Here is a 13,011-nt window from a genome sequence, read left to right on the forward strand (position 1 = left end):
GGGCACGCGCCGCGTCGCCGGCAGATGTGATCCCGCTCACCGGCAACGTCTCGGGTCAGAGCCAGTGTTGGCGTTTGAAGACGAAATACAGCGTCACGGAGGTCGCGACCATGAGCAGGACGGCTATCGGATAGCCGAATTGCCAGCCGAGTTCGGGCATGTTCTGGAAGTTCATCCCGTACACCGTGCCGACCAACGTAGGCGCGAAAAGGATTGCAGCCCAGGCCGAGATCTTCTTGACTTCCTCGTTCTGGGTGAGGCTCGTCAGCGTCAGACGGCGCATCTCCTCGTTCTGCTGCTGCGCCACCAGGGTGGCGTGCACCGTCAGGGCCGTCTGCAGATGGGCACGGGACGAGTCGGCGCGCTCGACGATCCGCAGGGTGTGGTCCAGGACGTCACGCAGATGCCGACGAAGTTCGAGTTCGACGTGATACTTGTCGGATCCGCGTTCGAGGGCCTCGAGGATCGACACGAGCGGATGGGTGGCGCGCTGGAAGTCGATGACCTCGCCGGAGAGGTCGTAGATGCGCCTGGCCACCGCCGGATCACCGGTGAAGACCTGATTCTCGATCTCGTCGATGTCGTTCTCGAGTCCCGCGGCGACGGGCAGGTACTCGTCGACGATCTGGTCCAGGATCGCGTAGAGGACCGCCTCGGGGCCCAACTTCAGCAGGTCGGGGGAGGCTTCGAGCCGACGTCGGACCTGCGCCAGGTCGGGCGACTCGGCGTGCCGGATGGTGACCACGAAATCCGGTCCGACGAAGACGTGTACCTCGCCGAACTCGACCTTCTCGACGTCGTCCAGATAGCGGGCAGGGCGGAGCACCACGAACAGGGTGGTGTCGTAGCGCTCGAGCTTGGGGCGCTGGTGCGCCGCGATCGTGTCCTCCACCGCGAGGTGATGCAGACCGAATTCACGAGCGAGCGAATCGACCTCGGCCGCGTCCGGCCGGTACAGGCCGATCCAGGCCATGCCGTCGTGCTCGCGCATGCTGCGGTACGTACAGTCGAGCGACTTCGGCGTGTCCACCCGCGTGCCGTCGACGTAGACCGCGTTGTCCACGATGGTCATCAGTGCCCCTGATTCTCTCGCGCAGTGGCCTTATTGCATCACGTCCGCGGCGCTGCCGGTTCGAACGCCGCCGTGCGGCAGTCGTTCCACGATCGTGATCTCATCCACCGGTCTGCGATACGCCGCCACCGCAACGATCTTGATAGACACACTCGAACAGGTCCGGTCGGGGAGGTGCGCATGAACCGAACGATGCGAATGGTCGCGGCGACGGTGGGTGTCGCCCTCGCGGTCGGTGCCGGGGGCTGGGGCGCGACCGCCGCTGCGGACCCGATCGGCACCGCCACCGACCATCCCGCCTACGTCGTCCCCGTGGACCCCGGGCCGGTACAGACCCGGCACGCGGCGGCGCTGCGGTACGCCGAGGATCATCCTGATACGGCACCTCCCGGCTCGAACGACTTCACGTGCCGCCCGGCACCTGCACACCCGAATCCGGTGGTTCTCGTCCACGGCAGCGATTCCGACTCGTACACCGACTGGGCGGCGCTGTCACCGATGCTCGCCGACCGCGGCATGTGCGTGTTCACGCTCAACTACGGTTCGGACGGCAAGCCCGGCAAGTACGCGCGGGGCGGCATGGCGCTCAGCGCCGCGGAGGTCGGCGCGTTCGTCGACCGGGTACGTGCGGCGACGGCGGCCGCGAAGGTCGACCTGGTCGGGTACTCGCAGGGCGCCACCGTCGCCCGCTACTACGTCAACCGGCTCGGGGGCAGCGCCGCAGTCGATCGCTGGGTGGGCGTCGCGTCGCCCACCTACGGCGGGAACATGTACGGCATCGTGACTCTGCTCAAACTGGTGCCGCGCCCCGAACGGATCGTCGAGTGGCTCACCTCGGAAGCGATCAGCCAGCAGATGCAGGGGTCTCCCTTCCTCGCCGCCCTCAACGCCGGTGGCGACACCGTGCCCGGCGTCCGATACACCACCGTCGGCTCGCGCTACGACGAGATGATCCAACCCCACACCAACATCGCATTGCGAGATCCGGGCGCGACGAATCTGCTGATCCAGGACCTGTGTGCCGAGAACCGGGGCGGTCATTTCAACATGGTGTACGACCCGTTCGCGCTCGGTCTGGTCGTGCGCGCACTCGACCCGAGCGCGCCGGCGCCGCCGTGCCGTCCGGTCCCGCTGGGCACCGGGATCCTCGACATGATCGTCGTCAGCAATTCCTGACAGTTCCGCCGGAACGGCAGTCAGTCGGCGAGTGTCGCCACGGCCTGCGCCCACAGGAAGAACTTGTTGGTGCCCAGGTCCCGTACGGTCCGGATGCCGAAGGCGGCCAGGAGGTGTTCGGCGTCGGAGTCGCTGACTCCCCGCAGCGACGAGACCGGGGCGTCGGCGAGGTCGTCCACCGAGCGTGATTCGAAGGCCTTGTCGAACTTGCTCGCGATTCCCGTCATGTCGACCTCCACACGCTGGGTTACGGTCAGGATTCGTACCCGCAGTAGAGCGCAGGACACGGCGGGTACGTCGAGATTGCGGCCTCGATCCGGTGTCGAGGCCTTATCGTTCCGGCCATGACAGCAGCTATCCGGGCATCCGACCCGGGTGCGGATGGTGCCGACGGCACCGCGCACGCACCCGACGACGGTGTCGGCACCCCGTCCGTGAGCCGTCGTGCCGTGCGGCGGATGCGGGAGTACGGGCGTGGACTGCACCCGGTGGGACTCGCGGTCGCACTCGTGCTCTTCACGTGGTCGATCAGCCCGTCCCTCCTGCCCCGCGCCTGGTATCTGCAGGGGGTGGCGACCGGTATCTCCGTCGCCGCCGGCTACGGCTTCGGTTGTCTCGCCGCATGGGTCGTGCGTTCGTGCGGCGTGCAACCGGCGTGGTCGGCGCGCACCCAGCGGATCGGCTGGTGGATCCTCGCTGCGGCGACCGTGATCGTCGTCCCCGTCTTCCTGGTGCTCGGTGGGGTGTGGCAGAACTACGTCCGCGACCTCGTCGGCATCGAGCGCACCAATCAGGCGAACGTCCTGCTGGTGTTCCTCATCGCGCTCGTGGTCTGGTTCGTGCTGCTCGAGGCCGGCCGCGGTGTCCGGGCCGGGACCCGCGAGCTCGCCGCGTTGGCCCGGCGGGTGATTCCCCGGCCCGCCGCCAACGTCGCAGGCCTGGCGGTCGCGGTCGTGCTGGCCGTCCTCCTCGTCAACGGCGCGCTCTACAACGGGCTCGTCGCGTTCGCCAACTGGAGCTTCTCGGGAGCCGACACCGCCACCGCGCCGGGAGTCGAGCAGCCGACGGTCCCGGAGCGAAGTGGGTCGCCGGCGTCCGCGCAGGCGTGGGACACCCTCGGTCAGGAGGGGCGCACGTTCGTCGGGCGCGGCCCGGGCGCGGCCGAGATCGCCGCGGTCACCGGTCGTCCCGCGAAGGAGCCGATCCGGGTCTACGCGGGACGGGAGTCGGCCGAATCCGTGCCCGCGGTGGCGAACCTGGTGGTCGCCGAGCTCGACCGGACGAAGGCGTGGGAGCGGAAGGTCCTGGCGGTCAACACCACCACGGGCCGCGGCTGGGTGAATCAGAGCGTGGCGTCGTCGCTCGAGTACATCGAGGGCGGTGACACCGCCATCGCGTCGATGCAGTACTCGTTCCTGCCGAGCCCGCTGGCGTTCATCGCGGACCGGGAGAGCCCGCAGATCGCCGGGCGCGCGCTCTTCAACGCCGTGTTCGCCCGGTGGATCGACCTGCCCGTGGAGACGCGGCCGAAACTCGTCGTGTTCGGCGAGAGCCTCGGGTCCTACGGCGGCCAGAACGCGTTCGCGGGTTTCCAGGACATGGCCGCACGCGTCGACGGGGGCCTGTGGGTGGGGACCCCGAACTTCACCCCGCAATGGCAGGAGGTGACCGCCGCCCGCGATGCCGGCTCGCCCGAGATCCTGCCCGTCGTCGGGGACGGGGCGTCGGTGCGGTTCGCATCCGATCCCGAGGACCTCGACCTCGGCACACCGTGGAAGCCACGGCGGATCGTGTACTGGCAGCACGCGAGCGACCCCATCGTGTGGTGGTCGCCGAGCCTGCTGTTCAACGAGCCCGACTGGCTGAGGGAACCGCGGGGTCGCGACGTGGATCCGAACATGACGTGGATGCCGTTCGTGACCTTCTGGCAGGTGACGCTCGACATGGTGTTCTCCGCGGACGTCCCGGACGGCCACGGGCATTCGTACGGGCCGGAGGCGGCCGGGATCTGGGCGCGGATCCTGCAGCCCGAGGGGTGGACCGACGCCGACACCGCGCGCGTGCAGGCGGCGCTGACCGGGGAGGAGAGCGCTCCGTAGAATCGCGGGGTGAACCCTCTTCCGGCGCCGCCGGGATTCGATGCTCCGGGAGCCGCCCTCGTGAACTGTGTGACCACCCGTCCTCCGTGCAGGGAGGTTCGGCGCTGATGCGGATCGTCTTCGCCGGGACACCGGAACCGGCCGTGCCGTCGCTGCGACGGCTGATCGAATCCGAGCGGCACGAGGTGGTTGCCGTCGTCACTCGGCCCGACGCCGTTGCCGGCCGGGGCCGCAAGCTGGTGCGTTCGCCGATCGGTCAGCTCGCCGACGAACACGGCATCGAGGTGCTCACCCCGAAGTCGGCGTCGGACCCGGAGTTCCTGGCCCGATTGCAGGAGCTCGCTCCGGACGCCTGCCCGGTCGTCGCGTACGGCAACCTGCTGCCGCGTCCGGTGCTCGACGTCCCCCGGTTCGGGTGGATGAACCTGCACTTCTCGTTGCTGCCCGCGTGGCGGGGAGCGGCGCCCGTGCAGGCTGCCATCAACGCCGGGGACGAGATGACCGGCGCGACGGTGTTCGCTCTCGACGAGGGCATGGACACCGGGCCCGTGTACGGGGTGGTGACGGAAGCCATTCGCACCACCGACACGGCGGGCGCGCTGCTCGCCCGGCTCTCGGAGAGCGGTGCGATTCTGCTCGAGAGCGTGCTCGACGGCGTCGAGGACGGTGCGCTGCAGGCGGTTCCGCAGCCCCGCGAGGGTGTCTCCCACGCGCCCAAGGTGTCGGTCGAGTCGGCGCGGATCCGGTGGGATCAGCCCGCGCTGGCGGTGCACCGCCACGTGCGTTCGGTGACCCCGACACCCGGTGCGTGGACCATGATCGGTGATCTCCGGGTGAAGATCGGGCCCGTGACACTGGCCCAGGACTCCCTGCCGCCCGGTCGGATCGAGATCCGCAAGGACGGCTTCTACGTCGGGACGTCGACCACCGCGGTCCGGCTCGATCAGGTGCAGCCGCAGGGCAAGAAGCAGATGGCGGCGGTGGACTGGGCGCGTGGTGCGCGTCTCGACGGAGAGGTTCGGGCACAGTGAGCGACGAGAAGCGACCGGCACGCCGATCCGGAGGATCCGGTGGCCAGGGAGCGCGCAGTCGGAGCGGGCGTCCCACCGGACAGGGGCGGCGTAACGAGCGGCCCAAGCAGGCTCGTCGTCCGGACGCCGCCCAGGCCTCGATCGACCAGCCGCGGCGCGCGGCGCGCGACGTGTTGCGTGCGGTCCGTGAGCGCGACGCGTACGCGAATCTGGTTCTGCCGGGCCTGCTTCGGGAACGACGCCTCGACGGACGCGATGCCGCGCTGGCCACCGAACTCGCGTACGGCGCCGCCCGGGCCCGCGGCCTGCTCGACGCGGTGATCGCCGAATGTGCGGGCCGGCCCGTCGAGGAGATCGACGGACCCCTGCTCGACGTCCTCGAGCTCGGTGCGTACCAGCTGCTGCGGACTCGTATCGCGCCGCACGCGGCGGTCGCGACATCGGTGGACCTCGTGCGCGCCGAAGCCGGCCCGGGCAAGGCGGGCTTCGTCAACGCGGTACTGCGCCGGGTGTCCGAGAAGACCGAGGACGAGTGGGTCGCCCGCCTGGCCCCGGACGCCGTCGCCGACCCGGTGGGGCACCTGGCATTCCGCTACGCGCACCCCAAGTGGATCGCGCAGGCGTTCGCCGACTCGCTCGGCGCCGACGCCGCCGAGCTGCAGGACGTGCTGGTCGCCGACGACGCTCGGCCGGGAGTCCATCTGGTCGCGCGGCCGGGTGAGATCTCGGCAGAGGAATTGGCGCTGGTCACGGGCGGTGAGGTGGGCCCGTACTCGCCGTACGCGGTGCACCTCGACGGTGGCGATCCCGGTCTGCTCGACGCCGTGCGCGAAGGGTTGGCCGGTGTTCAGGACGAGGGCAGCCAGCTGGTCGCTCGCGCACTGACGCTGGCGCCGTTGGAGGGACCCGACACCGGCCGGTGGCTCGACCTGTGTGCCGGGCCCGGCGGGAAGGCGGCCCTGCTCGGGGCGCTCGTCGGCATCGACGGTGGCCGGCTCGACGCGGTGGAGCCGTCCGAGCACCGGGCGGACCTGGTGCGTAAGACCACCCGCGATCTGCCCGTCGATGTGCACGTCGCGGACGGTCGCGAGCCTGGACTCGACGGCGGGTACGACCGGATCCTCGTCGACGCGCCGTGTACCGGCCTGGGTGCGCTGCGCCGGCGTCCGGAGGCCCGGTGGCGCCGGCAACCGTCGGACGTGTCCGGCCTGGTGAAGCTGCAGCGGGAGCTGTTGGCGTCGGCTTTGCAGTTGGTCCGTCCCGGCGGCGTGGTGCTGTACTCGACGTGCTCACCGCACGTGTCCGAGACGGTCGCGGTGGTTGCGGACGCGGTGCGGCGTCACGGCGCGGTCGCGCTCGACACGCGCGAGTTGGTGCCCGGGGTGCCGAACCTGGGTGACGGTCCGGGCGTCCAGTTGTGGCCGCACCGGCACGGCACGGACGCGATGTTCATGGCGGCGCTGCGCCGGCCCCTGGAGAGCTGATCCGGGGCCGGCGGCGGCGCGGTCAGTTCGTCAGCGCGCGGTAGCCCTTCGCTCCGGCCCGGTCGACGGCGGCCTTGACGACGGCGAACACGGCGCCCTGCAGGGCTGCGGCGACGAGGACCTCGCGGTTGGAGCGGGCGAGGTCCTTGGGGTCGGGGGCGTTGTCGTCGTCCCCGACCCGCTTCCAGATCTGGCGGAAGGCGGCCCCGGCCAGGATGCCGCCGAGCACACCCGTGGCGAGGGACAGCGGCTTGTACAGGGCCTTCGCGGTCATCTTGTTCATGATCGAATCTCCTTGTCGTCGGTGAATCTCGGTCGTGGTGTGCGGTGCGGGGGCGACGCGCGCGGGCGGTGGGTCATCCGACCAGCCCTTCGCGGGCGGCGACGGAGGCGGGGTCAGCGCTCGCCGGTTCGAACGTCTCGATCAGAACGTCCGGGTCGGCGTAGCGCGCTGTGCGGACCAGTCCGGGCCGGGCGGCGAGAGCGTCGTGGACGGCGTCGCCGGTCTGCGGATAGTCCGGCACCGGGTGCCGCCAGTGCACGGCGACGATCACGCCGTCGTCGGTCAGATGGTCGTCGAGCTCGTCCAGCGTCCGGTGCAGTGCCTCGGGCGACAGGTAGTATGCGACCTCGCTCAACACCACCAGATCGAACGAGCCGGCCGGCCAGGGATCTCCCAGGGCCCAGCGCCGGAACGTGACGGCGGCACCCGCGAGCCGCACCCGCGCGCGTGCCAGGACGTCGTCGACGACGTCGGTTGCGAGTACGTGGTCGCAGCGGCCGGCCAGCACCTCGGTGAGATTGCCGATGGAACACCCCGGCTCGAACGCCGACCGGAATCGTCTGCGGGGCAGAACCGCGGCGGTGAGGGCGCGCTTGCGTTCCTCGTACCACCGCTCGTCGAACTCCCAGGGGTCCGGGGACTGCGAGTACATGTCGGCGAAGTAGTCGTCGGAGAGGCGGTTCACGGGACGAACACCGTCTCGTGGTCGCGCAACAGCCGGTCGAGCACGTGGCGCGGCAGGATGGCCCGGTCGGCCGGCGCGGGGGAGAGGTCGGTGATCTGAGAGGTGAACTCCGACACCGCGTCCCGCTTGCATCGCTGCCGGTGCCGCGGCGGGTGGAAGGTCCGGGCCCGGTGCCACGGCACGGACGGATCGCCGGGGCGCGACCAGTGCCACAACCACACCGGATACTCGATCAGCACCGCACCCGAGCGTCGGGCAGCGTCTGCGGCGGCCCGCCCCGCGGCCTCGTGGTCGGGGTGCCCGTCGTGCCGGAACGGCGCGGCGCACCAGGCGCCGGGCCGCAGGTGTCCGGCGATGGTCGTCGCGAGGTCCGTCTCGTGGTCGGCGACACGACCGTCGGGCAGGCCCAGGGGTGTCGCGGCGGGCAACCCCAACCGGTCCGCGGCGCGGAGCGATTCGGTCCGCCGCCGCTCGGCGAGCTCGGTGGGAGTCACGGTCGGCGAATCGGGGTGGGAGGCCTCACCGTCGGTGACGGACAGTATCGAGACCGGGACGCCGCGGGCCGCGAGTTCCGACGCGAGCGCGCCGACACCGAGGACCTCGTCGTCCGGGTGCGGCGCGACGACGAGCAAGTCGGGGCAGGTGTGGACCTCGAGGTGAGGGAAGGCGGTGTGCCCGGACCACACCGATTCCGGGGTACCGCCGGATTCGATCGGTTCGGCGGCGAAGCGTGCGGTGGCGGCACGGGGTGAGCGAGTGTGTGAGTCGGTGGTCACGGGATGGTCCTTTCCGGGCGAGAGAGGGCGGAGCCCAGATCGGCGAGGTCGTGTTCGGCATGGCTCTGCCGGAGGTAGACGGTCAGGTCGGCGACCAGTTGCGCATGGCTTCGGTCGCTGCACAGCGGGCCCGCGCCGAGGGCGCGTCCCACCCGGTCGACGGTCTCCGTCGCGGCCGCCTCGATCACCGCGCGGACGCGGCGCGCGCGGACGTGGGCTGCTCGTCCGTCGGTAGGATCGCGGTCCAATTCCTCCGCCGCGACGTCCAGCACACAGTGCGCCGCGTACAGCGCGGCATCGACGGCGCCCAGATGGGCGAGCCGGAACGGGTCGTCACCCACGCGCCGTCGGAGCTCGTCCGCGACCGCTACCGCGCCGCCGTACCAGCAGGCGGCCACGCCGATCGCACCGTGCCAGAAGCCGGGCCGGTCGAGGTACGCGCCGGGCTCACCGATCCGGACGGCGGGGGTGCCGGCGAAGTCCACCGCGCCGGAGTCGCTGGCACCCATCCCGACCGCGTGCCACGTGTCGGGCACGGCGGCGCTGCCCGGGCCGCGCAGGTCCACCGCGAACAGGGCGCGCTCGCTGTCCGTCCGTGCCGTCACCAGTGCGTGCGTGCAGGAGTGAGCGCCGGAGCACCACAGCTTCCTGCCGTCGAGCACGTATCCGCCGTCGGTCGCGCGCGCCGTCAGCGCAGGCGCCGGCGGTTCGGCGGCCCACACGCCCCACAGTTCTCCGGGCCGCGGTGACGGCCCGTGCAGTTCCGCCAGGATGGCGACCGCGTCCGCGTGCGCCTCGAGCAGTCGAGCGCCCACCAGGTCTCGCCGGGCCGCGTCCGCCAGTTCGCTCCATCGCTTTCTCGTCTGGCCGGAGCCGGGGAGGGGCCACCGCGCCGCGTCGTCGGGGGTGACGGTCGGATGCACCGCCGTCGCGCTCGGCGTCATCGCTGCTCCACGGACAGTGCCGGGCCGACCGGACCCCGACGAGTGGGCGCCGTGGATCCGGGGCGGGCAGCGATGGAGAGAAGGTGATCGCCGAAGCCGCGCGGTGCCCGCGGGTCACGCCGATCCGACGTCGTGACGACCGTGTGCTCGTCCCAGGCGACGCGATGACCAGCGCTGCCCAGCCGGGTCACGAGGTCGACGTCCTCTCCGGTTGCCAGCGCCCGGAATCCCCCGACCGCGTGGTAGACGTCCGCGCGGACACCGAGGTTCGCGCCGTGTACGTGGCCGTGGACCGATCCGCGGCGGCGGCGATAGCCGTCGTCGTACCGGCGCCGGGTCTCGCCGTCGTGTGCGGCCCAGTCGACGCGCACGGTCCCGGCCATCGCGTCGTGGTCGGCCCAGTAGGTGAGCTGGTCGACGAACCAGGAGTCCGGGACGACGGAGTCGGCATCGGTGGTCGAGAACCACACGTCGGGGCGGCCGACGAGACCGCTCGCGGCGAAGCCGGCGGCGCGTGCGGCGCCGACATTGCGCAGACTCAGCTCCACGAGGGTGATCCCGGCGGGCACGACGAGTGCGGTGTCGTCCGTGCAGGCGTCGAGTACGACCGTGGTGTGCACCGGCACCGGCGAGCGCTGTGCAGCCCTCTGCAGCGCTCGCAGGCAACGGGGAAGAAGCTCGCGTTCGTCGTGGGCCGGCACGACCGTGACGATGCATGTCGGCGCGGGTGTCGCGGCGGTGGTGGGACGGATCGCGGCGGGGTGGTTTGCTGTATCGGACACAGGGACTCCTGTCGCGGCGATGTGCTGCATCATCGGGAGATAATCTGTGTCAAACTTTGCATATTTCCCATTTGTCCGCACGACAACGGAGCCGAGTCACACCGGTTCGGGCCACACCCAGTTCCGGACCTCGGGCATGTCCTCGAGATGCTCGCGCACGTAGTCGTGGTGGCGAGCGAGCATGCGCTCGCAGTAGCCGACGAGATCGGCGGCGCCCTCCGGGCTCCGGCGGCACCGCCGCAGTGCCTCCATCGCCAGGTGATAGCGACTCATGTGGTTGAGAACGACCATGTCGAACGGCGTCGTCGTCGTGCCCTGCTCGGTGTAGCCGCGGACGTGGAAGCGATCCGGTCGGACCCGACCGTGCAGCAACTGGTGGAAGGCCCGCGCGTAACCGTGCCATGCGACCACGACGTCGACGTCCTCGGTGAACAGGCGAGCGAAGTCCTCGTGGGAGCGCCCGTGTGGGTGGACGTCGGGTGGGGCCATCGACATCAGGTCGACGACGTTCACCACGCGGACCCGGAGATCGGGAACCTGGCCGCGCAGCAGAGCCGCGGCCGCGAGGATCTCCTCGGTCGGCACGTCCCCGACGCACGCCAGCACGATGTCGGGATCGCCGTCGTCCGCTGCGGGTGCGGAGTTCTCGGTGCCGGCCCAGTCCCACACGGAGGCGCCGGCCCGGACGTGCTCGCGGGCCTGGTCGAGGGTGAGGTACTGCGGATGCGACTGCTTGTCGACCACGACCAGATTCACGCAGTCCCGCGTGGCGAACACGTCCTGCGCCACCACCAGGAGCGAGTTGGCGTCCGGCGGCAGATAGACGCGGGTGACGCCGCCCGACAGCGAGAGCACCGTGTCGATCAGGCCCGGACCCTGGTGCGAGAACCCGTTGTGGTCGTTGCGCCAGCACGTGGAGGTGAGCAGGATGTTCAGGCTCGCGACCGGCGCGCGCCAGTCGAGCGACCGGGCCCGCTCGAGCCACTTGGTGTGCTGGATGGTCATGGAAGCACTCACCATCGCGAAGGCCTCGTACGTCGCGAACAGCCCGTGCCGTCCGGTGAGCAGATAGCCCTCGAGCCAGCCCTGGCACAGGTGCTCCGACAGCACCTCCATCACCCGTCCGTGGAGCCCGACATGGTCGTCACCCGGGACGACGGTGCCCGCGGAACACCGTTCGGTGACCTCGAACACGGCGCCCAGTCGGTTGCTGTTCGTCTCGTCCGGGCAGAACAACCGGAAGTCGTCCGGGTTCGCGACGTAGATGTCACGCAGCATCTCACCGAGCGGCCGCGTCGTCTCGTGGTGGACGGCGCCGGGGAACGGCACCTCGACGGCGTAGCGATCGGCGGACGGGACCTCGAGTTCGCGCAGGAGCCGACCACCGTTCGCGTGCGGATTCGCCCCCATGCGCAGGTCCCCGCTGGGGGCGAGCGCGGCGAGTTCCGGTACCAGCCGTCCCTGCGGATCGAACTGTTCGTCGGGTGCGTACGACCGCATCCACTCCTCGAGTCTCCGCAGATGTTCGGGGTCGTCACGGACGTCGGCGATGGGCACCTGATGGGCGCGGAACGTTCCCTCGATCTCGAGGCCGTCGACGACGTCGGGCCCGGTCCATCCCTTCGGGGTGCGCAGCACGATCGCGGGCCAGCGGGGCCGATCGGTCAGCCCGGAGTCGCGGGCGTCGCGCCGGATCCGGGTGATGGCGGTGTGCGCGCGGTCGAGGGTTTCGGCGAGGTCGCGGTGCACCTCCATAGGGTCGTCGCCCGCGACCAGCACCGCGTCCCAGCCGAAGGCCCGCAGCACGGCGAGCACCTCGTCGTCGGTGCGCCGCCCGAGCACGGTCGGACCGGAGATCTTGTAGCCGTTGAGGTGCAGAATCGGGAGGACGGCGCCGTCCCGACTGGCATCGAGGAAGAACGGCACCTTCCACGACGCCGCCAGCGGTCCGGTCTCGGCCTCTCCGTCGCCCACGACGCACGCGACCGTGAGGTCCGGGTTGTCCATCGCCGCTCCGGCCGCGTGAGCGAGGGAGTAACCCAGTTCGCCGCCCTCGTTGATCGAACCCGGCGTCTCCACCCCGGAGTGGCTCGGGATACCACCGGGTGTGGAGAACTGGCGCGCGAGGCGCCGCAGACCGGCCTCGTCCGGCGTGACGTCCGGGAACAACTCGGAGTACGTGCCCTCGAGGTACGTGTTCGCGACCACGGCGGGACCGCCGTGCCCGGGGCCGGCGACGAACAGCACATCGGCTCCGGTGCGCCGGATCAGCCGGTTGAGGTGGACGTAGACGAGCGACAGACCGGGGCTGGTACCCCAGTGGCCGAGCAGGCGTGGCTTGATGTCCGGCGGAACGAGTGGCCTGCGCAGCAGGACGTTGTCGCGCAGGTAGATCTGGGCGACCGTCAGGTAGTTCGCGGCCATCCAGTACCGGTGGAGCAGGCGGAGTTCGTCGTCGGTGTGGTGGTCGTCCGAGCCCGGTGTCATCGAATGCACCCTCCGTTCGCGGGCGAAGGTGATTCCATCCTGACCGCTCGCCCCGGCCCCCGCAGGGGAACGGGCCTCGGCCCGACCGGTTCCTCCGTTCCCCCTCGTCGTTCCCCCCTTGTTGCGGACGCGCGGAACCAGGCATCCTGGTAGTGGCGACCGCGGCACCGTCCGGCGATGCCGTGTTCCGGT

12 protein-coding genes are annotated in these 13,011 nt (G+C 70.7%); 4 read left to right on the plus strand and 8 right to left on the minus strand.

What is annotated here, in order from left to right:
• Window positions 1-55: 55 nt before the first annotated feature.
• Window positions 56-1,072: a magnesium/cobalt transporter CorA gene (gene corA / locus A6I89_RS12460; RefSeq protein WP_013415922.1), complete on the minus strand. Its 1,017-nt coding sequence runs from the start codon at window positions 1,070-1,072 to the stop codon at window positions 56-58.
• 180 nt (window positions 1,073-1,252) lie between these two features.
• Between corA and A6I89_RS12465 the strand changes: the two genes are divergently transcribed.
• Window positions 1,253-2,248 carry an esterase/lipase family protein gene (locus tag A6I89_RS12465; protein WP_232244717.1) on the plus strand — a complete coding sequence of 332 codons (996 nt, stop codon included), beginning with the start codon at window positions 1,253-1,255 and terminating at the stop codon, window positions 2,246-2,248.
• Window positions 2,249-2,268: 20 nt separating this feature from the next.
• Here A6I89_RS12465 and A6I89_RS12470 read toward each other — a convergent pair whose 3' ends face one another.
• Window positions 2,269-2,475 (minus strand): hypothetical protein, encoded by a 207-nt coding sequence (locus A6I89_RS12470; protein WP_037085301.1) that lies wholly within the window; start codon window positions 2,473-2,475, stop codon window positions 2,269-2,271.
• Window positions 2,476-2,706: 231 nt separating this feature from the next.
• Here A6I89_RS12470 and A6I89_RS12475 point away from each other — a divergent pair, with 231 nt between their 5' ends.
• The 3 genes from A6I89_RS12475 (at window position 2,707) to A6I89_RS12485 (ending at window position 6,862) form a co-directional block, all read left to right on the plus strand.
• Window positions 2,707-4,347 (plus strand): alpha/beta hydrolase, encoded by a 1,641-nt coding sequence (locus tag A6I89_RS12475; RefSeq protein WP_044991007.1) that lies wholly within the window; start codon window positions 2,707-2,709, stop codon window positions 4,345-4,347.
• Window positions 4,348-4,454: 107 nt separating this feature from the next.
• Window positions 4,455-5,378: a methionyl-tRNA formyltransferase gene (fmt, locus tag A6I89_RS12480; protein ID WP_005513425.1), complete on the plus strand. Its 924-nt coding sequence runs from the start codon at window positions 4,455-4,457 to the stop codon at window positions 5,376-5,378.
• Entirely contained in the window at window positions 5,375-6,862 is a 1,488-nt protein-coding gene (locus A6I89_RS12485) for an RsmB/NOP family class I SAM-dependent RNA methyltransferase (protein WP_022595739.1), read from the plus strand. The genes fmt and A6I89_RS12485 overlap by 4 nt, the downstream gene beginning before the upstream one ends.
• A 22-nt stretch (window positions 6,863-6,884) precedes the next feature.
• Here the strand turns inward: A6I89_RS12485 and A6I89_RS12490 are convergent, their stop codons facing one another.
• From A6I89_RS12490 to A6I89_RS12515, 6 genes are all read right to left on the minus strand, one after another.
• The gene (locus A6I89_RS12490) at window positions 6,885-7,145 is read right to left on the minus strand and encodes a DUF4235 domain-containing protein (RefSeq protein WP_005513423.1); all 261 of its coding nucleotides are present in this window, start codon (window positions 7,143-7,145) and stop codon (window positions 6,885-6,887) included.
• A 73-nt stretch (window positions 7,146-7,218) separates the two neighbouring features.
• Complete coding sequence (locus A6I89_RS12495) at window positions 7,219-7,830, minus strand: class I SAM-dependent DNA methyltransferase (protein ID WP_013415928.1); 612 nt, start codon at window positions 7,828-7,830, stop codon at window positions 7,219-7,221.
• Window positions 7,827-8,606 (minus strand): PIG-L deacetylase family protein, encoded by a 780-nt coding sequence (locus A6I89_RS12500; protein WP_022595741.1) that lies wholly within the window; start codon window positions 8,604-8,606, stop codon window positions 7,827-7,829. The genes A6I89_RS12495 and A6I89_RS12500 overlap by 4 nt, the downstream gene beginning before the upstream one ends.
• A complete protein-coding gene (locus tag A6I89_RS12505) occupies window positions 8,603-9,550 on the minus strand; it encodes an acyl-CoA dehydrogenase family protein (RefSeq protein ID WP_013415930.1) in 948 nt (315 codons plus the stop codon). Before A6I89_RS12505 ends, A6I89_RS12500 begins: the two co-directional genes overlap by 4 nt.
• A complete protein-coding gene (locus A6I89_RS12510) occupies window positions 9,547-10,332 on the minus strand; it encodes a glycosyltransferase family 2 protein (protein WP_022595743.1) in 786 nt (261 codons plus the stop codon). The genes A6I89_RS12505 and A6I89_RS12510 overlap by 4 nt, the downstream gene beginning before the upstream one ends.
• Before the next feature lie 96 nt (window positions 10,333-10,428).
• The gene (locus A6I89_RS12515) at window positions 10,429-12,819 is read right to left on the minus strand and encodes a phosphoketolase family protein (protein WP_022595745.1); all 2,391 of its coding nucleotides are present in this window, start codon (window positions 12,817-12,819) and stop codon (window positions 10,429-10,431) included.
• Window positions 12,820-13,011: the final 192 nt, after the last annotated feature.

The organism is Prescottella equi (assembly GCF_002094305.1).
In the GTDB taxonomy this organism is placed as follows: Bacteria; Actinomycetota; Actinomycetes; order Mycobacteriales; family Mycobacteriaceae; genus Prescottella; species Prescottella equi.

What these genes read in the sequence shown, in the direction of transcription:
- corA (WP_013415922.1), bottom strand. Translation starts at nt 1,072, where the DNA reads ATGACCATCGTGGACAACGCGGTCTACGTCGACGGCACGCGGGTGGAC.
- A6I89_RS12465 (WP_232244717.1), top strand. Translation starts at nt 1,253, where the DNA reads ATGAACCGAACGATGCGAATGGTCGCGGCGACGGTGGGTGTCGCCCTC.
- A6I89_RS12470 (WP_037085301.1), bottom strand. Translation starts at nt 2,475, where the DNA reads ATGACGGGAATCGCGAGCAAGTTCGACAAGGCCTTCGAATCACGCTCG.
- A6I89_RS12475 (WP_044991007.1), top strand. Translation starts at nt 2,707, where the DNA reads ATGCGGGAGTACGGGCGTGGACTGCACCCGGTGGGACTCGCGGTCGCA.
- fmt (WP_005513425.1), top strand. Translation starts at nt 4,455, where the DNA reads ATGCGGATCGTCTTCGCCGGGACACCGGAACCGGCCGTGCCGTCGCTG.
- A6I89_RS12490 (WP_005513423.1), bottom strand. Translation starts at nt 7,145, where the DNA reads ATGAACAAGATGACCGCGAAGGCCCTGTACAAGCCGCTGTCCCTCGCC.
- A6I89_RS12505 (WP_013415930.1), bottom strand. Translation starts at nt 9,550, where the DNA reads ATGACGCCGAGCGCGACGGCGGTGCATCCGACCGTCACCCCCGACGAC.
- A6I89_RS12515 (WP_022595745.1), bottom strand. Translation starts at nt 12,819, where the DNA reads ATGACACCGGGCTCGGACGACCACCACACCGACGACGAACTCCGCCTG.